This window comes from Nonomuraea turkmeniaca (assembly GCF_005889735.1).
Taxonomy (GTDB): domain Bacteria; phylum Actinomycetota; class Actinomycetes; order Streptosporangiales; family Streptosporangiaceae; genus Nonomuraea; species Nonomuraea turkmeniaca.
Genome location: NZ_VCKY01000083.1, coordinates 1 through 18,575, shown reverse-complemented (window position 1 = coordinate 18,575; position 18,575 = coordinate 1). Strand labels below are relative to the sequence as shown.

Here is an 18,575-nt window from a genome sequence, read left to right as displayed (position 1 = left end):
GAGGGGATGGTATGCGGAAGATCGGCGGACGGTACCTCCTGAACGAGGAGGCCGGTCGTGGGGGTATGGGAGTCGTCTGGCGTGCGTTCGATCAGCTCCTCCACCGTACGGTGGCACTTAAGGAGCTGACCTTGGCCGGTGAGGTCGAGATGGTGCGCCGCCGGGTGCTGCGTGAGGCCAGGATGGCAGCCGGCCTGACGCACCCCAACATCGTCACGGTGCACGACCTGATCGAAGAGGGCGGCAAGCTCTGGATCGTGATGGAATACCTCGACGGGCTGTCCTTGCACCAGTTGCTCTCCCAGGTCGGCACATTGCCGGCGCAGTCGGTGGCCGCGATCGGGCAACATCTGCTCGCCGCGCTGCGTACCGCCCACCAGGCCGGCGTGCTGCATCGTGACGTCAAGCCCGCCAACGTCATGCTGACGGGCGACCGGGTGGTGCTGACCGACTTCGGCATCGCCACGGCCGAGGGCGACATCCGCATGACGACGTCGCGGCGGCTGCGCGGCACGCCTGCCTTCATGGCGCCCGAGCGGCTCCACGGCGGGCCCGCCAGCAAGGAGGCCGACATGTGGTCCTTCGGCGCCACGCTCTACAGCGCCGTGGAAGGCCAGCCCCCCTACCCTGGGCAGGACGCGGCCACGGTGCTCGGCATGGCCAGGAGCGGCCCCTACCCGCCGCCCCGCCGGGCCGGGGTGATGCGGCCGCTGATCGAAGGTCTGCTCCACCACGACCCGGTGCGGCGCTTCACGCCGGAGCAGACGGCGGGCTTATTGGCCGGCATGCGCGCCAGCAGCTTCCAGGCCGCCATCTGACCCACCCGCGGGCTTCCCGTCAGGGGCCCCAGGCCACCGGACTCCGTCACACGCCCGTGCCGCGGTCCCCACCCGCAGCACCGCCGGCCTCCCACCTGCGGCCGCTCCCGAACCCGCCGACGCACGGGCCGGGACCGGGGTTACGCCTTCTTGGCTCTGGCCTCGGCCTCGGCGGCGTCCATGGCCGCCGCCTCTTCTGGGGTCGGGGCGGTGCCGCCCAGGTGGGCGGGCTGCCACCACACCCCCGGCGGAATCTCCGGATAGGTGCGCTGCGCCCGGTCCACCAGCTCCGACATGCGGGCGTGCAGGTCGGTGGTGTGCTGGTTCACGTCCTCGCCCCGCTTCGGGTGCATCGGCTCCCCCACCAGGATGGTGAGGGGCACGTGCCGCTGCAGCAGCTTGCGCGGCCGGCCCTTGGTCCAGAGCCGGTGGCTGCCCCACAGCGCCACCGGGATGATCGGCGTATTGGTGGCCTGGGCCATCCGGATGGCGCCGTTCTTGATCTCCTTGACGGTGAACGACCGGCTGATCGTGGCCTCGGCGAAGACGCCCACCACCTCACCGGCCTTCAACATCCGCAGCGCCGTCGCGTACGACCCCGCGCCCGCCCCCCGATCGACGGGAATGTGGTGCATGCCGCGCATCAGCGGCCCCGAGATGCGGTGCTCGAACACGTCCTGCTTGGCCATGAACCGCACCAGCCGCTTCGCCGGCAACGCGGCGAAGCCGGCGAAGATGAAGTCGAGGTAGCTGATGTGATTGCTCACCAGCACGGCTCCCCCTGACTGCGGGACGTGCTCGGTTCCCTCCAGGTGGAAACGGATGTCGAGCGCGCGGAACAGGGTCCGCGCGGCGGCGATAACCGGCGGGTACACGATCTCAGCCATGACCAGAAGGTAGCAGTCTCTTCAAGCCGCTCTGACGGTGGTGGGGAGACGGACCATGCCCCGCACGTTGCCGTGCGCGGTGCGCTTGATGCCTTCCTCGTGAACCTCGTAGCCGGGCGAGACGGCTTTCGTCAGCTCTTCCAGCGTCACCCGCGCCTCCAACCGCGCCAGCGGGCCGCCGAGGCAGTAGTGGCGGCCGGCGCCGAAGCTGATGGCCCGGGAGGTGTCGCGGGTCAGGTCGTAGACGTCGGCGTCGGGGAAGACCGACTCGTCCCGGTTCGCGGCGCCGATGAGGATCCAGATCTTGGCGTCCTTGGGGACGAGCGTGCCGTGCAGCTCGGTGGGCTCGGTGAGGCGACGCGCCAGCCCGTGCGCCGGGGTGTCGTACCGCAACGACTCCTCGACCCACGGCGTGATAGCCCCTCCGAAGGCGGCGGCGCGCTGGTCCGGGTTGCGCCACGCCCAGTACCAGGCGGCGCTGAGCAGGTGCGTCGTGGTCTCCGAGCCGGCTCCGATCAGCAGGAAGACGAACGCGGAGATCTCCTCGTCGGTCAGCCCGCCGTCGGACACCAGCGCCGAGACGAGGTCGTCGCGAGGCGTGCTCTTGCGGTCGGCGATGATCGAGGCGTAGTAGTCGCCGAGCGACATGATGCTCTTGAGCCCAGCGTCGGCCATCTGGCCCTGCGGGTCGTACCTGACGAGGAGGTCGGAGTTGCGGCGGACCTCGGCCCGGTCGGACGGCGGCACGCCCATCAGCTCGGAGATCACGTCGAGCGGCAGCTTGGCGGACAGGTCACGGGCGAAGTCGAACGTGCCCCGCTCGACGCCCTCCCGGATGTAGCCTCGCGCGATCTCCCGGATCATGGGTTCGAGCGCGGCGACCCGGCGCGGCGTGAACGCGCGCGACACGATCGACCGCATCCGGGTGTGCTCGGGCGGGTCCATGGCCACGAACGACAGGAACGTCCGCGCATGCGGTCCCCACGCGCCGCGATCGAGCATGGGGCCGTGGTCGCTGGAGTAGCGGGCACTGTCGGTCAACGCCGCCGAGACGTCGGCATGCCGGGACAGCGCCCAGAAGTCGAGGTCCGGATGGTGATAGATCGGCGCTTCCTGGCGTAGCCGCGCGTAGACGGGGTACGGGTCGTCGTTGATCGACGGATCGTAAGGGGTGTAGACGACATCCACTCCGCCCACGCTACGACGCTTGCGCGTTCGTGAGAACGGGCAGATGTTTTGACCATGAAGAAGCTCATCAACACGGCCGACTCCGTCGTTGAAGACGCGCTGAACGGCATGGCCGCGGCCCACCCCTCGCTGCGGATCCGCGACCAGGTGGTCTACCGGGCCGAGGGCCCGCGCCCCGGCAAGGTCGGTCTGGTCTCGGGCGGCGGCTCGGGGCACGAGCCGCTGCATGCCGGTTTCGTCGGATACGGCATGCTCGACGCGGCCTGCCCCGGCGAGATCTTCACCTCGCCGGTGCCCGATCAGATCATCGACGCGACGAAGGCGGTGGACGGCGGCGCGGGCGTCCTGCACATCGTCAAGAACTACACCGGCGACGTGCTCAACTTCGAGATGGCCGCCGAGCTCGTCGAGGACGTCGAGGTGGCGAGCGTGCTGGTCGACGACGACGTGGCCGTACAGGACTCGCTCTACACGGCGGGCCGCCGCGGCACCGGCGCGACGCTGTTCGTGGAGAAGATCGCGGGCGCGCTGGCAGAGGAGGGCGCGCCCCTGGGCGAGGTGGCCAGGGTGGCGGGCGAGGTGGACGAGCGCAGCCGGTCGTTCGGGATCGCGCTGACCTCGTGTACGACGCCGCACGCCGGCAAGCCGACGTTCGACCTGCCGGAGACCGACGTGGAGCTGGGCATCGGCATCCACGGCGAGCCCGGGCGCAGGCGGGCGCCGATGGTCTCGGCCCGTGAGCTGGCCGGGATCGCGATGGAGGCGATCCACGGCGACATGCCGCTCCACGGTGATCTGCTGGTCATGGTGAACGGCATGGGCGGGACGCCGCTCATGGAGTTGTACGTGGTGTTCGCGGAGGTGGCGGCGTTCGTCAAGGGCAAGGGGGCGCGGGTCTCGCGCTCGCTGGTCGGCAACTACGTGACGAGCCTGGACATGCAGGGCTTCTCCGTGACGATCTGTCTGCTGGACGACGCGCTGACGCGCCTGTGGGACGCGCCGGTCGAGACGCCGGGGCTGCGCTGGGGGCGTTGATGGACACCATGGACACGCTGGACACCGCCTGCTTCGTGGCGTGGTTCGAGGAGGCGGCCAGGCTGGTGCGCCGGGATCGTGACCGGCTGACGGAGCTGGACGCCGCGATCGGCGACGCCGACCACGGCACGAACCTCGACCGCGGGCTCACCGAGGTGATCAAGGCACTGGCCGAGTCGCCGCCGGACACGCCGGTGCAGGTGCTGACGTCGGCCGGCGCGACGCTGATCCGGCGCGTGGGCGGGGCTTCGGGGCCGCTGTACGGGTCGGTGTTCCGGCAGATGGGCAAGGCGTTGCGGGCGCCGGTGACGCTGGCGGGCTTCTCAGCGGCGTTCGAGGAGGGGGTCGTGGCGCTGGAGCGGCTGGGCAAGGCGGCTCTGGGTGACAAGACCATGGTGGACGCGCTGGCGCCCGCCTCTCGTGCGCTGGCGTTGGCCGTACGGGATGGGGTGGGGGTTCGGGAGGCGTTCGAGCAGGCGGCGCGGGCGGCGGCGGAGGGCGCTCAGGCGACGATCCCCCTGCAGGCCCGCAAAGGCCGGGCCAGTTATCTGGGTGAGCGCAGCATCGGGCATGAGGACCCGGGCGCGGCCTCGGCGGCGTTGTTCATGGCGGCCTTGGCCACCGTGGCGGTGTGATGGCCGATCCCGGCACGGGCCCGGAACGATCGCCCCGCCGCGGGCGCCTCGGCGGGAGGGCGTATCCGCGTGCCGCCGGGGGCCGGGTGACGGCCATGCGACAGTTCCGTGTGCTGACGGAGGCCGGGTGATGGCCATGCGACAGTTTCGCGTGCTGACGGAGGCCGGGTGATGGTGGGCCTGGTGCTGGTGTCGCACAGCGCGGGGCTGGCCACGGAGGCGGTGGCGCTGGTCCTGGGGATCGCCGGCAGGGACCCGCCGGTGGCGGCGGCCGGCGGGACGGACGACGGCAGGCTGGGCACGAGCCTGGATCTCATCGAGGCCGCGGTGCGGGCGGTCGATCAGGGCGACGGGGTGGTCCTGGTGCCCGATCTCGGCAGCTCGGTGCTGACCTGCCGCCTGGTGGAGGAGCCGGGCCGGGTCGTGGTGGCGGACGTGCCGTTCGTGGAGGGGGCGATCGCGGCGGCGGTGACCGCGGGCACCGGCGCTTCGCTGGCCGACGTGCTGGCCGCCGCCGAGGAGGCCCGCGCCTTCCGCAAACTCTAGGGAACGCGCTCAGCCGGGCTCCGGCGCCCGTGGATCAGTGACCCTTGAACGCCTCCTCCAGCCACCACGAGCCGCGGTCCCTCGTGACCTTGGCGTGGACCAGCAGCGGGCGGTCGCGGCCGCCCTTGAGCCAGTCGGCCACGCCGGCCAGGTCGGCCGGTGTCGTGACGGTCACGGCGGCGAAGCCGTGGCCTCGGGCGATGGCGGCGAGGTCGGCGGGCGGGAACGTGACCGTGTCCAGCGGATGGCCGTGCGGGCTGAAGTGGTGTACTTCGGCCCCATACGCCTCGTCGTCGTAGACCACGATCACCATCGGCAGGCCCAGGCGGACGACCGTCTCCAGCTCGGCGGCGCTCATGAGTGCGCCGCCGTCGCCGAGCGCGGCCACCGGCAGACGGTCCGGCTGGGCCAGGGCGGCGCCGATCGCCGTCGCCAGGCCCAGTCCGATCGACTGGAACGCCTGCGTAAAGCAGAACCCGTTCTCATCCGGGACGTCGAGGAACATCGACGGGTATCCCATGAAATTTCCGGAATCGATGGAGAGGATGCGCTCGCTCGGCAGGAGGTCGTCCAGACCGATGGTGAGCGTCCTCGGATCGATCCGGCCGCCGCCGCTCTCGTCCTCGTACGGCACGTCCCGCCAACGGCCCTCGGCCTGGACGCGGCGCGCGATCTCGGGCGAGCGGTAACCCCGGGCGTCGGGCGGCTCGGCCGCTCGACTGCCGGGCGCCCCGGTCCCGGCCCCGGTCCCGGCGGCGGGCGTGGCCGCGCCGGCCGCGGGCGTGGCCGGCCCGGCGGCGGGCGTGGCCGGCCCGGCGGCGGGACTGGTGAGATGCTCGGCCAGGGCGGTGGCGACGGCCGCCACGTCGCCGACGACGCCCAGGTCCACGGGCACGTGTGCGCCGAGCGCCGACCGGTCGAGATCGACCTGGGCCACCTTCCCTTCCGACGGGACGAGGGAACCGTGGCGGGTGGTCCACATGTTGAGCGCGCACCCCCACCCCACGACCAGGTCCGCTCCTTGGATCAGCTCGGCGGCCAGCGGCGTCGCGAAGCCGCCACTCACGTCCAGGTCCCACGGGCTGCCGCGGAACAGCCCCTTGGCCACGGCCGAGGTGGCGAGCAGGGCGCCCACCAGGTCGGCCAGGGTCTCCAGCTCCCGGCGAGCGTGCCTGGCGCCGCGCCCGGCGATGAACACCGGCCGCCGGGACCGGCCGAGCAGGCGTGCCAGCTCCGCCACCGAACCGCCGCTCGCGTCGACCACACCGGGCTCGCTGCCGCTCACCGGCGAAGGCGTCCCAGGGGCCGGGTCGCAGGGCCGGGCTTGGACGTCGAGCGGGAGGTTCAGCAGGACCGTGCGCCGTTCCTCCACGGCCACCCGGTACGCCTCCACCGCGACCACGAGCGCGTCCTGGTCGATGTGGAAGTTGGAGCGGCGATCGGTGGCCTCGCCGGCGAGAACGATCAGCGGGGTGCGGCTCTTGGCGGCCTCGGCGATGCCGGTCAGGGCGTTGGTGAGGCCGGGCCCTTGGTGCACCGACACGATGCCGACGCGGCCGCTCATCCGGGCGTACGCGTCGGCCATCGTGGCGGCCCCGCCCTCGTGCCGGGCCGCGACGAAGCGCGCGCCGGCGGCGACGAGGGCGTTCGTGACGTGGAAATTGCCGCTGCCGACCACGCCGAAGACGGTGCCTGCGCCGCAGGCGGCCAGGGCGCGGCCCACGGCTTCGGCGACGATCAACGTTCCACCAGGGCGAGCACGCGGACGGGGCTGCCCGAGCCGCCCACGATGGGCAGGGGTGGCGCGACCACGACGGCGCCGGTCGCGGGCAGGCGGTCGAGGTTGCGCAGCTGGGTCAGGCCGTATTTGCCGGCGCCGAGCAGGAACGAGTGGCAGGGGAAGGCGGGGTCGAAGGAGTGGGCGGTGCCGGCGTCGGTGCCGACGGTCTCGACGCCGAGCCCGATGATCGGCGTGCCGGACGCGAGCCAGGAGGCGCATTCGACGGAGACGCCGGGCGTGTGCGGGCCGGTCTCGTTGGCGTTCAGGAAGGCGGCCTGGTCGGCGGCGCGGGTGTCCCAGCCTGTTCGGTAGAGCAGCCAGCCGCCCTCGGGCAGCGGTCCGTTGGCGCGCTCCCACTCCTTGACGTGGTCGATCTGGAGGAGGAAGTCGGGGTCCTTGGACGCCTCGGCGGAGAAGTCGAGAACGACGGCGGGCGCGATCAGCTTGCCGGCCGGCACCTGGGAGACGTCCTGGCCGTCGCGGGCGGTGATCCAATGGATGGGGGCGTCGAAGTGGGTGCCGGCGTGCTCGCCCGTGTGGATGTCGTTCCAGTACCAGGCGGGGCCGCGGTCGTCGTACCGGCTGATCTCCTCCAGCCGGAACGGGATCGTGTTGCCGAACGGCTCGGGCAACTGGAGGATCGGCGTCTCGGACGACAGCGGCGCCGTCAGGTCGATCACCTCGATCGCACCGCTACGCACATGGTCCACGAAGCTCTGCAACACCGACATGGCATCCTCCTTGATGGGCTGTGCGCATCCTCCTATGCCACGTTCAGCCCTTCAAGCGCCATGCCGTGCCGGGCGCGCCCTCCGGAAGGATCACGCGCGGGCCCACTCAGCGCAGCCGCCGGTCTGGAACGCCTTGTCGGTGGGCTCGATGGTGACGGTGGCTGGACCGGTCGGCATGTCGGAGGTGATGACGTCGGCCGGGTTGGCGGACGTGCTCTTCATCCGGGCCCAGAAGCACATGGAGAAACCCGTGGTCGGCCCGGCCGTGCGGTAGGTGCCCGCCTGGATGTCCCTGCCGACCACGAGCGTACGCAACGAGGCGGGGTTGATCGCCGGAGCGGTGGTCCCCCCGCCGGGCGGCGCATTCTGGGTAGCGCCGGGCTGGGTAGCGCCGGGCTGGGTCGCACCGGGCTGCGTGGCACCGGGCTGCGTGGCACCGGGCTGGGTCGGTGCGCTCTGCTGGGGCGCGCTCGACGGCGGCGCGTTCTCGGTCGGTCCCGTGGTCGGCTGGTCGGCGGGCGGGGCGGTGTCCTTCGCCGTGATCGTGATCGTGGGCGTGGCCCCTTCCGGTACCGTCCCCGCGCCGAACCCCACGAAGACCCCCAGGAGGAAGCCCAGGAGCGCGGCGAGCCCGGAAACGAGCAGAATGATCGTCGGACTGCTCGTCGCCCGCGGGTAGGGAGGAGGGTACTCCGGAGGCCCGTACATCACGGACCTAAGCGTGCCACCCCTGTCAACGGTGGAGATAATCGACGAGCGACGCCTTCTCCGTCTCCAGCTCCTCGATGGCGCTCTTCACCACGTCGCCGATGCTGACGATGCCGACCAGGCGGCCGTTCTGGACGACGGGCATGTGCCGGAACCGATGTGTGGTCATGATCCGCCGCAGCGCGTCGACGTTGTCGCCGGGCCCGACCGTGCGCACGTCGGTCGTCATGATCGCAGAGACCGGCTCGCCGAGAACCGCCGCGCCACGGTCGTTCAGATGGCGTACGACGTCGCGCTCGGAGACGATCCCCTGGATCGTGACGCCGTCGGTGGAGACGACGACGGCGCCGATGTTGTGCTCGGCCAGCTTGGCGAGCAGGTCACGGACGGACGCCTCAGGTGCCACGGTCGTCACGTCGCTGCCCTTGCCGCGAAGGATCGTCCCGATGAGCATGTGCACCACCTCTGCCCTCAGTGTTCCAAATCCTGGGTCCAGGCAAACAACGACGTGGGTGCCGCGTCAAGGCGTCACGTAGGCTGCTTGCCGTACTAAATCCGATATAAGGACACACCATAGATGACCGAGCCGCTCAACATCGGAAGCCATGACCTACCCATCACCGAGGAACTGGCCGCGTTCATGCGCACCGGCTGGGCGGACACCCGGCGGGTCGATGTGGCGGCGCTGCCGGTCGCGCGGTGGGCGGCCAAGCGCCGCGCCGCGCTGGCCGCGCGTTTCCCCGGTGAGCGGCTGGTGGTCCCGGCGGGCACGCTCAAGGTCCGCAGCAACGACAGCGACTACCGGTTCCGGCCGCACAGCGCGTACTCGTACCTGACCGGCGCGAGCGAGCCGGACGACGTGCTGGTGATCGAGCCGTCCGGGGAGAGTGTCCTGTACGTGCGGCCGCGCTCGCCGCGCGAGGAGGGCCAGGAGTTCTACCGCGACCGCCGCTACGGCGAGTTCTGGGCCGGCCGCCGGCCGGACCTGGCGGAGGCGGCCGAGTTGTACCAGCTGGAGTGCCGGCACATCCGCGACCTGGAGCTCGGAAGGGCCGCCCGGGTGCTGCGCGGCGTGGACGCCTCGGTGGACGCGCGGGCGCCGCGTGGCGAGGGCGACGGCGCGTTCGAGGCGTTCCTGTCGGAGATGCGGCTGGTCAAGGACGAGTGGGAGGTCGGCGAGTTGCAGTCGGCCGTGGACGCCACCGTGCGCGGCTTCGAGGACGTGGTGCGCGCACTCCCCCAGGCGCTCGGGCACCCGCGCGGCGAGCGGTACCTGGAGGGTGTGTTCGGGCTGCGGGCACGCCTCGAAGGCAACGCGGTCGGCTACGAGAGCATCGTGGCCTCCGGGGCGCACGCGTGCGTGCTGCACTGGATCCGCAACGACGGCGCGCTGGACGCCGGGAACCTCCTGCTGCTCGACGCGGGCGTCGAGTCGGACACGCTCTACACCTCCGACGTCACCCGCACGTTCCCGCTGTCGGGGCGGTTCAGCGCGGTGCAGCGGCAGGCGTACGAGCTGGTGTACGAGGCCCAGACGGCGGCCATCGCCACGCTGCGCCCCGGCGCCCGCTTCCGTGACTTCCACCTGGCGGCCATGCGGGTCATCTGCGAGGGCCTGCGGGACTGGGGCCTGCTGAAGGGCTCGGCCGACGAGCTCATGGAGACCGGGCTCTACCGGCGCTACACGCTCTGCAGCAGCGGCCACATGCTGGGCCTGGACGTGCACGACTGCGCGAAGTCGCGGGCGGAGGTCTACCTGGACGGCGTCCTGGAGGAGGGCCACGTGCTCACCGTGGAGCCCGGCCTGTACTTCCAGCCGGACGATCTGACGCTGCCCGAGGAGCTGCGCGGCATGGGCATCCGCATCGAGGACGACCTGGTCGTCACCGCGGACGGCGCGACCCTGATGTCGTCGGGGCTGCCGCGGCGCGCGGACGAGATCGAGTCCTGGATGGGTGTCCTGTCGTAACGAAGCGGTCACGTTTCGTGCTGGGCTGACAAGGTGTGAGCTGGGTCTCATACCTTTTCTTCAAATTCGCCGGAAAGCGTCGACTACTGGACAACCCGTCAGTAGGGTGACTGATCCGTAGGCGGCGGAGGTGGTCAGCTCATGGCCTTGTCCGGATATGTCGGACGAAAGGCCGGGTCGGTGCTCGGGCAGGTCGGCGACCTGTTCGTCATCGCCCTGGAGGGGCTGCGCCGCAGCTGGGACGTCAAGAGCTGGTGGTGGGAGTTCGTCGACCAGTGCTGGTTCCTGGCCCGGGTCACCAGCGTGCCCGTCCTGCTCGTCTCCCTGCCGCTGGGCGCCACCGTGGCATTACAGGTGGGCGAGCTGGCCTGGCAGCTCGGCGCCGGCTCGGCCACCGGCAGCGCGGTCTTCGTCGGCCTGATCCGTGAGGTGGCGCCGCTGGCCAGCGCGCTGCTGATCTCCGGGGCCGGCGGCAGCGCGATGACCTCCGACATCGGCGCGCGCCACATCCGCGACGAACTGTCCGCGATGGAGGTCATGTCGGTCAACCCGATCCATCGCCTGGTCACCCCGCGCATGTGGGCGGCCAGCACGATCGCGGTGTGCCTGTGCCCGCTGGTCATCCTGGCCGGCGCGAGCGGCGGCTACTTCTTCAACGTGGTCGTGCAGGGCGTCACCCCGGGCGCGTACTTCGACGGCGCGCTGTCCCTGGTGGTCGCCTCCGACCTGTACGTCACGCTGTTCAAGGCGTGGATCTTCGGGTTCATCGCGGCCGCGGTCGCCTGTTACAAGGGCATGACGTGCGCGACCAGCCCGGTCGGCGTGGGCCGGGCCGTCAACCAGGCGACCGTGGTGACGTTCATGCTGGTGTTCACGTTCAACTACGTGATCTCCGCGGTGTACTTCCTGGCCTACCCCCCGAGGTCGCTCTGATGGTGACGCGGACGGCCGGTCTCAGGCTCGCCCTCCGGGGGCGGGATCTCGCCGAGCGGTTCGCGACGCTGGCCGACTGGCCGTTGTTCGTGTGGAAGGTCCTGTTCTACGCCGTACGCGACGTCGTACTGCGGCTGCGGTACTTCAAGGTCGTCTTACGGCAGGTCAGCGACGTCGTGGTGGGCGTCGGCGCGACCGTCATCGGCGGCGGCATGATCTTCGTGGTGTTCACGATGGCGTTCGTCGTGGGCGCGACCGTCGGCCTGCAGGGTTACCAGGGGTTGCAGGCGATCGGCGCGGAGTCGTTCATGGGCCTGGTGGGCAGCTTCGCCAACGTCCGCGAGATCACCCCGATCATCGCGGCGACGGCGCTGGCCGCGCAGGTGGGCTCGTCGTTCACGGCGGAACTGGGCGCGATGCGGATCTCGGAGGAGATCGACGCGCTGGAGGTCATGGGCATCAACGCCTTCACCTACCTGATCTGCACCCGGGTCGTGGCGGCGCTGCTGGCGCTCATGCCGATCTACCTGATCGCGTTGTTCGCCAGCTTCTTCGCCACGCGGCTGATGTGCACGGTGTTGTTCGGGCTGGCGCCCGGGGTCTACGACTACTACTTCTACCTGTACCTGCCGGTCAGCGACATCGTGTTCAGCGTCGCCAAGGTGGGCGTGTTCGCCTTCGCGGTCGTCGTGATCCACTGCTACCACGGCTTCTATGCCACCGGCGGCCCGGTGGGCGTAGGGGTGGCGGCGGGCCGCGCCATCCGCCAGTCGATCGTCACGATCGTGCTGCTCAACCTGCTGTTGTCGTACCTGTTCTGGGGCGGCGGCGGCAACATACCGCTGACGGGGTGAGCCGGTGGCCCGATTCGAACTCTCCCTCGCCGCCCGGGTGGGCATCGCCTTCGCCATGCTCGCCGTGCTGGCGGCGGCCACGGTGTACGTCGTCCGCACCGCCACCCAGATCAGCGGGACCCGCATCGACGCGGTGTTCGTCCGGTCCGGGCAGGGCCTGGACACGAACTCGCCGGTCAAGATCCGCGGCATCACGGTCGGTGACGTGACGGCCGTGTCGCTCGACGCCAAGGGCCGGGCCGTGGTGACCATGCACGTCGAGCCCGGCGTCAAGGTGCCCCGGACGGCGGTCGCCTCCATCGAACCGTCGTCGGTGTTCGGCCCGAAGTTCGTCGCGCTCACGCCCGGCACGGGCGAGACCACCGGCCCCTTCCTCGCCAGTGGCGCCGTCATCACCGACACCAAGGGCCCGCTGGACCTGTCGGACACCCTCGGCGCCGCCTACCGCGGCCTGGACGCGGTCGACCCGCGCGAGGTCACCGTGATCGTGCACACCATCGCCAAGGGGCTGGACGGCAAGGGCAAGCACCTGCGCGAGCTGATCGGCGACGCCGGCACCGTGATCGACGTCGCGCACCGGCACCGCGGACGGGCCAGGCAGTTCCTGCGCGACACCGCCGCGCTCGGCACGGCGTTGTCGGACAAGGGCGACGAGCTCGTCTCCATCTCCTCCGACGTCAACGTCATCACCCCTGACCTGCTCAAGCGAGCCGACAAGGTCCGCGTCCTGCTCGACGAGATCACCTCGATCTCCGGCCAGACGGCGCACGGCCTGCGCAAGCACCGGCAGAACCTGCGGGCCGGGGTGCACTCGGGCGAGCGGGTGGCCGGGCTCATCTATGCCCAGCTCGGCCTGGCCGGCGACGGCGCGCGCGGGCTCAACCGTCTCCTCGACCTGCTCAACGAGCTGATCGAGGCCCAGGGCCCGGGCAACACCCGCCAGCTCCAGGTCGAGGCGTTCATCGCGACCGACGTCTGCGAGCTGATCGTCGGCGCCTGCGGACCCACCGACGGGAGGCGCTGACGTGGCCCGCCGGAGATGGTTGTTCCTCAGGTTCGCGCTCTTCATCGGGCTGACGGTGACGCTGATCGTGCTGATCAGCGTGCAGATCGAGCGGATCGGCACGGGAGGCGGCTACCGGCTGGTCGCCACGTTCGACGACGTGTCGGGGCTGACCGAGGGCGACCAGGTCAAGATCGCCGGGGCGCCCGTCGGGCAGGTCTCCGGCATCAGGGTCGTCGACGGGCGGGCCGAGGTGACCATGGAGGTGCAGGACGCGGTCAAGGTGCCCGCCGACACCGAGGCCGCCATCCGCTGGCGCAACGCCGTCGGCCAGCGCGTGGTCTACCTGCTGCCCGGCACCGCCCCCGACCGGCTGCCGCCCGGCGGCCGCATCGCCCGCACCTCGTCCGTGGTGGACATCGGCGAGCTGGTCAGCGACCTCGGCCCGCTGACCCGCAGCCTGGACCCCGAGCAGATCAACCAGCTGCTCACCGCCGCCGCCAAGTCGCTGAAGGGCAACCAGCAGAACATCCCGCGGCTGCTCGACAACGTCAACGCCATCACCACGACCGTCAACGAGCGCAAGAAGACGATCGAGCAGCTGCTGGAGGACTACGCCACCGTGACCGGCGTGGTCGCGCGGCGGGACAAGCAGATCGAGCAGCTCGTCGACAACCTGGTCACGCTGTCGGACGCCTTCGCCCGCAACCGCAAGCTGATCGACGACTCGCTGGTGGAGCTGTCCACCACGATCCACACCCAGAACGAGGTGCTCGGCAAGAACGCCGACGAGCTCGGCGCGCTGGTCGACAACCTGACCGGGCTGACCGGCGGCATCCGCAGGAACATCGGCAAGATCGACAAGGCGGTCACCACGCTGCAGCCGTCGCTCGCCCGCGGCTACACCACCGTCAACCGCGGCCACTACTTCATCACGGCGGTCCCGTGCCTGGCCCTTGGCCCGGCGCCGTGCCCGTACGGGATGCAGACCCCGCCGCCGCTGCGCAACACCCGGGTGCAGAGCACCGAGGACCTCCAGAAGCTCATGGTGGGGGGCCGGTGATGGCGCTCAAGTCCTTCAGGGATCGCAACAAGTACGCCGTCGGCCTGGTGTCGATGGCCACGCTCGCCATGATCCTCGCCGCCACGTTCCTGGTCGGGAGCCTCGGCCTGCTGGAGGGCGGGTACACGATGTCGGGCGTGTTCGCCGACTCCGGCGGCGTGCGCACCGGCAACGACGTCAGGGTCGCCGGGGTACGCGTCGGCGAGGTCACCGAGGTGCGGCCCGACTACGCGCAGGGGCACGTGCTCGTCACCTGGCGGGTCGACGACGGCGTGCGGCTCGGCCGTGGCACCCGCGCGGACATCGCCCTGTCGAACCTGCTCGGCGGCCGCTACGTCAAGCTCACCGGCGCCGTGTCGTCCCCGTACATGGACCAGCTGCCCGAGGCCCGGCGGCGCATCCCCATGGACAGGACCGGCGTGCCCACGCTGATCAACGACGCCATCAAGGACGCGACCCGCCTGGTCGAGCGCCTGGACACCGAGGCGGTGGACGACCTGCTCACCGAGCTCGGCAAGGTCGACCTCGCCAAGCGCGGCCGGATCACCCGGCTGATGAAGAACATCGGCGACCTGTCGGACACCATCAGCAAGAGCGAGCCGCAGCTGCAGCGGCTCCTCGACCACGGCACCAAGATCATGGATGTGCTGGAGAAGAAGGACAAGCAGCTCGTCCGGCTCATCGACGGCATCGAGGTCATGCTGAGCGAGCTGCGCAAGCGCAGGAACGAGCTGCGGGTCCTGCTCGGGGACGGCAGCGACCTGGTGCAGAGCACCACCCGGCTGATCAACGAGCACGAGCGCTCGCTGATCCAGGTCCTCGACGACAACGCGGCCATCACCACCCGGCTCAGCGACGGCAACCAGCAGCTCAATTCGCTCCTGGCCTGGGCGGGCCCGACGTTCACCGGCCTGTCCACGATGGGCGGTCAAGGCCCGTGGCTCGAGGCCATAGCCACGGGCCTCGGCCCCATCAACCCGGAGGTGCTCGCCGCCATCGCCAAGGACAGGAGGAACGACCGATGAGGCGGTTCGTGGCGGTGCTGGTCGCCGGGGTGTTCCTGACGTCCGGGTGTTCCGTTCTGGGGGCGGAGCCGTACCGGCTGGTGGCGATCTTCAGCAAGGCGCCATCCCTGTACGAGGAGGCGCGGATCAAGGTGATGGGCCTCGATGCCGGATACGTGGACAGCATCCGCATCGACGGCGACAAGGTGCGGGTCGGGCTGCGGCTGGACCGCGACGTGCCGCTGCCGGCCGATGTGAAGGCCGTCGTCGCGCCGCAGAACACCCTCGGCGAGCGCAACGTCGTCCTCTACCCCCCGTGGAAGCCCGGCGACGCGAAGATCGCGCCCGGCGCCACCATCCCGCTGGAGCGCACCGACCTGCCGGTGGAGATCGACGACGCGCTCGACGCGTTCACCAAGCTGACCGACGCGCTCGACGACGACAAGCTGGGCGACGTGGCCGGGGACCTGGCCGACGGGGTCAGGGGCCGCGGCAAGACGATCAACAACGCGATCGCCGACACCGCCGAGCTCACCGGCACCCTCGCCAAGCAGGACCAGCAGCTCATCGACCTCGCCAAAGGGCTGAACCGGCTGGCCACCACGCTCAACGAGCGCGAGACCCAGGTGACCGGCGCGATCGACGCCTTCTCCGAGGCCAGCGCGATCCTGGCCGAGGAGCGGCGGCGATTGCGCGGCTTCCTGTCCAGCATGGCCACGTTCGTGCAGCGCGGCGATGTCATCATCGAGCAGTACGCGGAACGGCTGCCCCAGGCCGCGGGCACGCTGGCCGAGGTGGTGCTGACGGTCCGGGCCAACAGCGCGTCCATGGCACAGGCCGTCAAGGGCGCGGCCGACTTCGCCGACGTGATCATCGACGCGTGGGACAAGAAGCAGCACGTGCTGAAGATCCGGGTCGTACTGAACGCGATGACGAGGGCGTGGCTGACGCCGCTGTTCGACGCGCTGAACCTGGGGCGGGTGCCGTGCCTGCCCGGCGGGCTGAGCAACTGTCCTTTCGAACGGCAGGGGAGGCGGCCATGAGGGCCGTGGCCGCGGCGCTCGCGCTGGCCGTCACCGCGTCGTGCTCGCTGCAGACGCTCGGCGCGACCACCGGCGACCTCACGTTGCACGCGGTCTTCGACGACGTGCAGAGCCTGGTGGCCGGGCACAGCGTGCAGATCGCGGACGTGCGGGTGGGCACGGTCACCGGGATCCGGCTGCAGGGCTACCGGGCCAGAGTGACGATGTCGATCCGATCCGAGCACCGGGTGCCCCAGGGCAGCACGGCGACCGTGGCCAAGACGTCGGTCCTGGGCGAGAACTACGTGCTGCTCACCCCGCCGAAGGGCAAGGACCTGTCCACGGGGCCGTACCTGGCGAGCGGGGCCACCATCGCCGACACCTCGGTCGAGCCGGACATCGAGCAGGTCACGGCCAAGGCGGGACCGCTCATCGAGGCGCTCGGCGCGCAGGACGTCAACGCCATCCTGGACGCCGCGTCGACCGCGTTCGCCGGGCAGGGCGACGACGTCAACAAGCTGATCAAGCAGACGGCCGAGGTCACCGACGCCTACTCCGCGGCCCGCGCCGACCTGGCCACCAGCATCGACGCGCTGGCGAGGCTGGGCGACGACCTCGCCAAGGGCAGCGCCGAGCTGGACCGGCTGCCGGGCACGCTCGCCGCGGCCACCTCGCGGGTCGCGCACGGGCGCAAGCACATCAAGAAGACCATCGTCGCGCTGACGGATCTGGCCAGGGAGGCCAACCTGACCGTGTACCCGCGGCACGCGGCGCGGCTGCGTACGCTGCTGCGCGAGCTGCAGGCCATCTCGTCGTCGATCCAGCGGGGCAAGGAGGATCTGAAGGCGCTGGTGGCCAAGGTCCAGACGTTCCTCGACGCGCCGCCGATCACGGCCAACGGCCAGGTGCTGATCTACGTGTGGCTGAAGGGTGTGCTGCTGCCCCAGAGGTCGGACAGCGGGCCGAAGCCGAACCGGCTCGAGGACTTCCGCCTGCTGCTGGAGCCGCCGCGATGAGAAACCGGATCTATCTGAACCTGGGGTTCTTCGTGGTGCTGGGGATCGTGATGACGGTCTGGGCGTTCAGCACGATCATCCGGCTCGACGCGATCGAGCGGCCGTACCGGGTGTCGGCCGAGTTCATCTCCTCCCCCGGTCTCGTACGCGGCTTCGACGTGGCCTATCTGGGGGTACGGGTCGGCAAGATCGGCGACGTGGGGCTGGCGCCCGGCAAGATCGTGGTAGGCCTGGACATCGACAAGGAGATCAGCCTGCCGAAGGGCGTGAGCGCCGAGGTCCGGCGCAAGTCCGCCATCGGGGAGCCGTACGTGGAGCTCTCGCCGCCCGCCACCGGCGTCAAGGGACCGACGCTCGCGGCCGGGGACACGATCCCGCTCGCCAAGACCTCCGTCCCGCTCGACTACAAGAAGTTGTTCGAGGGCGTCGGCAAGCTCCTGAACGCCGTGCCGCCGCGGGACGCCAAGACGATCACCCATGAGCTGGCGGTCGCGCTGGACGGCCGGGCGCCGGCGATCAGGAACCTCATCGACGACGCCCACTCGCTGACCGACACCCTCGCCGACAACGCCGACGTGCTCGACGACCTGTCCGTGCAGCTCACCCGGCTCACGCACACGCTGGCGGGGAGGAAGGACCAGCTGGCCTCCGGGATCACGGACCTGAGCACGGTGACGGCGGCGCTGCGCGCGTCACGTACCGACCTGAACGCCTTCCTCGACCACGGGCCCGGGGTGTTCGGGCAGCTCGACGCGGCGATCAGGACGTCCAGGCCGGGGTTCTCGTGCCTGCTGACGGCGGCCGGGCTGCCGCACCGGCCGGCGTTCTCGGCCGAGACCGGGCGTAACGTGCACCATCTGCTCAGCATCGTCCCCACCGCGCTGAGCCTGACCGACGACGTCAGTGACCGGCGCGCCGACACCGTCTACGCGAAGGCGGCGTTCGTGTTCAGTGTGCCGGGCGGGCCGACGCCTGCCGAGGAGTACGCGGGCCCGGTGGGGCCGCCTACGGTGCCCCGCCTGCGTGCCTGTCCCGATCGTGCGCCCGTCCCCGATCCCGCCGGCTCCGCCGACGATCGCGGGACCGACCGCCGCCAGAACGCCGCCGCCTCCCCGCAGCCGGCGCTGAAGAAGACCGAGGAGCCGAAGACCCAGGAGCCGAAGGAGAGCAAGCACGTCGCCAAGACGTCGCCCAGCGGCGTGGCCGCCACCGGTGCCGCGTCGTCCCGCACCACACCGAACCCCGTCCCGCTGATTGTCGCGATATTCCTCGCCGTTGTGGCATGTGGTGGCATCGTGGGCTGGATCGCGGCGGGCCGGGCCGCCCGCCGCCGTGAGGAGTCGCCTTGACCCCCGAGCAGGACCTCGCCGACGCGCCCCGCAC

At 70.8% G+C, this 18,575-nt stretch carries 19 protein-coding genes; 13 read left to right on the top strand and 6 right to left on the bottom strand.

The annotated features are described in order from the left end of the window. Positions 1-11: 11 nt before the first annotated feature. On the top strand, positions 12-818 hold the full coding sequence (locus tag ETD86_RS23985) for a serine/threonine-protein kinase (RefSeq protein WP_127932159.1): 807 nt from the start codon (positions 12-14) through the stop codon (positions 816-818). A 140-nt stretch (positions 819-958) separates the two neighbouring features. On the opposite strand, the gene ETD86_RS23980 is transcribed toward ETD86_RS23985, so the two are convergent. Together ETD86_RS23980 and ETD86_RS23975 are read right to left on the bottom strand one after the other, a co-directional pair. Continuing rightward, positions 959-1,705, bottom strand: a complete 747-nt coding sequence (locus ETD86_RS23980) for a lysophospholipid acyltransferase family protein (RefSeq protein ID WP_138668411.1) — start codon at positions 1,703-1,705, stop codon at positions 959-961. A 21-nt stretch (positions 1,706-1,726) separates the two neighbouring features. Continuing rightward, the gene (locus tag ETD86_RS23975; RefSeq protein ID WP_138668410.1) at positions 1,727-2,902 is read right to left on the bottom strand and encodes a cytochrome P450; all 1,176 of its coding nucleotides are present in this window, start codon (positions 2,900-2,902) and stop codon (positions 1,727-1,729) included. Positions 2,903-2,947: 45 nt separating this feature from the next. Here ETD86_RS23975 and dhaK point away from each other — a divergent pair, with 45 nt between their 5' ends. The 3 genes from dhaK to dhaM all read left to right on the top strand — a co-directional run bounded on the left by dhaK (position 2,948) and on the right by dhaM (position 5,109). After that, the gene (gene dhaK, locus ETD86_RS23970) at positions 2,948-3,928 is read left to right on the top strand and encodes a dihydroxyacetone kinase subunit DhaK (protein ID WP_138668409.1); all 981 of its coding nucleotides are present in this window, start codon (positions 2,948-2,950) and stop codon (positions 3,926-3,928) included. Then, positions 3,928-4,563 (top strand): dihydroxyacetone kinase subunit DhaL, encoded by a 636-nt coding sequence (dhaL, locus tag ETD86_RS23965; protein ID WP_246148103.1) that lies wholly within the window; start codon positions 3,928-3,930, stop codon positions 4,561-4,563. The genes dhaK and dhaL overlap by 1 nt, the downstream gene beginning before the upstream one ends. 171 nt (positions 4,564-4,734) lie before the next feature. Then, positions 4,735-5,109: a dihydroxyacetone kinase phosphoryl donor subunit DhaM gene (gene dhaM, locus ETD86_RS23960; RefSeq protein ID WP_138668431.1), complete on the top strand. Its 375-nt coding sequence runs from the start codon at positions 4,735-4,737 to the stop codon at positions 5,107-5,109. A gap of 34 nt (positions 5,110-5,143) precedes the next feature. Here dhaM and ETD86_RS23955 read toward each other — a convergent pair whose 3' ends face one another. The 4 genes from ETD86_RS23955 to ETD86_RS23940 form a co-directional block, all read right to left on the bottom strand. Continuing rightward, a complete protein-coding gene (locus tag ETD86_RS23955; protein ID WP_138668408.1) occupies positions 5,144-6,850 on the bottom strand; it encodes a thiamine pyrophosphate-binding protein in 1,707 nt (568 codons plus the stop codon). After that, on the bottom strand, positions 6,847-7,620 hold the full coding sequence (locus tag ETD86_RS23950) for a cyclase family protein (RefSeq protein WP_138668407.1): 774 nt from the start codon (positions 7,618-7,620) through the stop codon (positions 6,847-6,849). Before ETD86_RS23950 ends, ETD86_RS23955 begins: the two co-directional genes overlap by 4 nt. Before the next feature lie 90 nt (positions 7,621-7,710). Continuing rightward, complete coding sequence (locus ETD86_RS23945; RefSeq protein ID WP_484213960.1) at positions 7,711-8,328, bottom strand: Rv1352/Rv1906c domain-containing protein; 618 nt, start codon at positions 8,326-8,328, stop codon at positions 7,711-7,713. Positions 8,329-8,353: 25 nt separating this feature from the next. Beyond that, positions 8,354-8,782 carry a CBS domain-containing protein gene (locus ETD86_RS23940; RefSeq protein ID WP_138668405.1) on the bottom strand — a complete coding sequence of 143 codons (429 nt, stop codon included), beginning with the start codon at positions 8,780-8,782 and terminating at the stop codon, positions 8,354-8,356. 123 nt (positions 8,783-8,905) lie between these two features. Between ETD86_RS23940 and ETD86_RS23935 the strand changes: the two genes are divergently transcribed. The 9 genes from ETD86_RS23935 to ETD86_RS23895 all read left to right on the top strand — a co-directional run bounded on the left by ETD86_RS23935 (position 8,906) and on the right by ETD86_RS23895 (position 18,541). Beyond that, the gene (locus tag ETD86_RS23935) at positions 8,906-10,297 is read left to right on the top strand and encodes an aminopeptidase P family protein (protein ID WP_138668404.1); all 1,392 of its coding nucleotides are present in this window, start codon (positions 8,906-8,908) and stop codon (positions 10,295-10,297) included. Positions 10,298-10,438: 141 nt separating this feature from the next. Beyond that, complete coding sequence (locus ETD86_RS23930) at positions 10,439-11,230, top strand: MlaE family ABC transporter permease (RefSeq protein WP_138668403.1); 792 nt, start codon at positions 10,439-10,441, stop codon at positions 11,228-11,230. Next, the gene (locus tag ETD86_RS23925) at positions 11,230-12,084 is read left to right on the top strand and encodes an ABC transporter permease (RefSeq protein ID WP_138668402.1); all 855 of its coding nucleotides are present in this window, start codon (positions 11,230-11,232) and stop codon (positions 12,082-12,084) included. Before ETD86_RS23930 ends, ETD86_RS23925 begins: the two co-directional genes overlap by 1 nt. A 4-nt stretch (positions 12,085-12,088) precedes the next feature. Then, positions 12,089-13,108, top strand: coding sequence for an MCE family protein (locus tag ETD86_RS23920; protein ID WP_138668401.1), 1,020 nt, complete (start codon positions 12,089-12,091; stop codon positions 13,106-13,108). A gap of 1 nt (position 13,109) precedes the next feature. After that, positions 13,110-14,150 carry an MCE family protein gene (locus ETD86_RS23915; protein WP_138668400.1) on the top strand — a complete coding sequence of 347 codons (1,041 nt, stop codon included), beginning with the start codon at positions 13,110-13,112 and terminating at the stop codon, positions 14,148-14,150. Continuing rightward, complete coding sequence (locus ETD86_RS23910; RefSeq protein ID WP_138668399.1) at positions 14,150-15,175, top strand: MlaD family protein; 1,026 nt, start codon at positions 14,150-14,152, stop codon at positions 15,173-15,175. The genes ETD86_RS23915 and ETD86_RS23910 overlap by 1 nt, the downstream gene beginning before the upstream one ends. Continuing rightward, entirely contained in the window at positions 15,172-16,197 is a 1,026-nt protein-coding gene (locus ETD86_RS23905; protein WP_138668398.1) for an MCE family protein, read from the top strand. Before ETD86_RS23910 ends, ETD86_RS23905 begins: the two co-directional genes overlap by 4 nt. After that, entirely contained in the window at positions 16,194-17,192 is a 999-nt protein-coding gene (locus tag ETD86_RS23900; protein ID WP_138668397.1) for an MCE family protein, read from the top strand. The genes ETD86_RS23905 and ETD86_RS23900 overlap by 4 nt, the downstream gene beginning before the upstream one ends. Further along, positions 17,189-18,541 carry an MCE family protein gene (locus ETD86_RS23895; protein WP_138668396.1) on the top strand — a complete coding sequence of 451 codons (1,353 nt, stop codon included), beginning with the start codon at positions 17,189-17,191 and terminating at the stop codon, positions 18,539-18,541. Before ETD86_RS23900 ends, ETD86_RS23895 begins: the two co-directional genes overlap by 4 nt. The last annotated feature ends 34 nt before the right edge of the window (positions 18,542-18,575 follow it).

Coding starts and splice junctions, on each gene's coding strand:
- ETD86_RS23985 (WP_127932159.1), top strand. CDS start 12: ATGCGGAAGATCGGCGGACGGTACCTCCTGAACGAGGAGGCCGGTCGT.
- ETD86_RS23980 (WP_138668411.1), bottom strand. CDS start 1,705: ATGGCTGAGATCGTGTACCCGCCGGTTATCGCCGCCGCGCGGACCCTG.
- dhaK (WP_138668409.1), top strand. CDS start 2,948: ATGAAGAAGCTCATCAACACGGCCGACTCCGTCGTTGAAGACGCGCTG.
- dhaL (WP_246148103.1), top strand. CDS start 3,928: ATGGACACCATGGACACGCTGGACACCGCCTGCTTCGTGGCGTGGTTC.
- dhaM (WP_138668431.1), top strand. CDS start 4,735: ATGGTGGGCCTGGTGCTGGTGTCGCACAGCGCGGGGCTGGCCACGGAG.
- ETD86_RS23950 (WP_138668407.1), bottom strand. CDS start 7,620: ATGTCGGTGTTGCAGAGCTTCGTGGACCATGTGCGTAGCGGTGCGATC.
- ETD86_RS23945 (WP_484213960.1), bottom strand. CDS start 8,328: ATGTACGGGCCTCCGGAGTACCCTCCTCCCTACCCGCGGGCGACGAGC.
- ETD86_RS23940 (WP_138668405.1), bottom strand. CDS start 8,782: ATGCTCATCGGGACGATCCTTCGCGGCAAGGGCAGCGACGTGACGACC.
- ETD86_RS23935 (WP_138668404.1), top strand. CDS start 8,906: ATGACCGAGCCGCTCAACATCGGAAGCCATGACCTACCCATCACCGAG.
- ETD86_RS23930 (WP_138668403.1), top strand. CDS start 10,439: ATGGCCTTGTCCGGATATGTCGGACGAAAGGCCGGGTCGGTGCTCGGG.
- ETD86_RS23925 (WP_138668402.1), top strand. CDS start 11,230: ATGGTGACGCGGACGGCCGGTCTCAGGCTCGCCCTCCGGGGGCGGGAT.
- ETD86_RS23910 (WP_138668399.1), top strand. CDS start 14,150: ATGGCGCTCAAGTCCTTCAGGGATCGCAACAAGTACGCCGTCGGCCTG.
- ETD86_RS23905 (WP_138668398.1), top strand. CDS start 15,172: ATGAGGCGGTTCGTGGCGGTGCTGGTCGCCGGGGTGTTCCTGACGTCC.
- ETD86_RS23900 (WP_138668397.1), top strand. CDS start 16,194: ATGAGGGCCGTGGCCGCGGCGCTCGCGCTGGCCGTCACCGCGTCGTGC.
- ETD86_RS23895 (WP_138668396.1), top strand. CDS start 17,189: ATGAGAAACCGGATCTATCTGAACCTGGGGTTCTTCGTGGTGCTGGGG.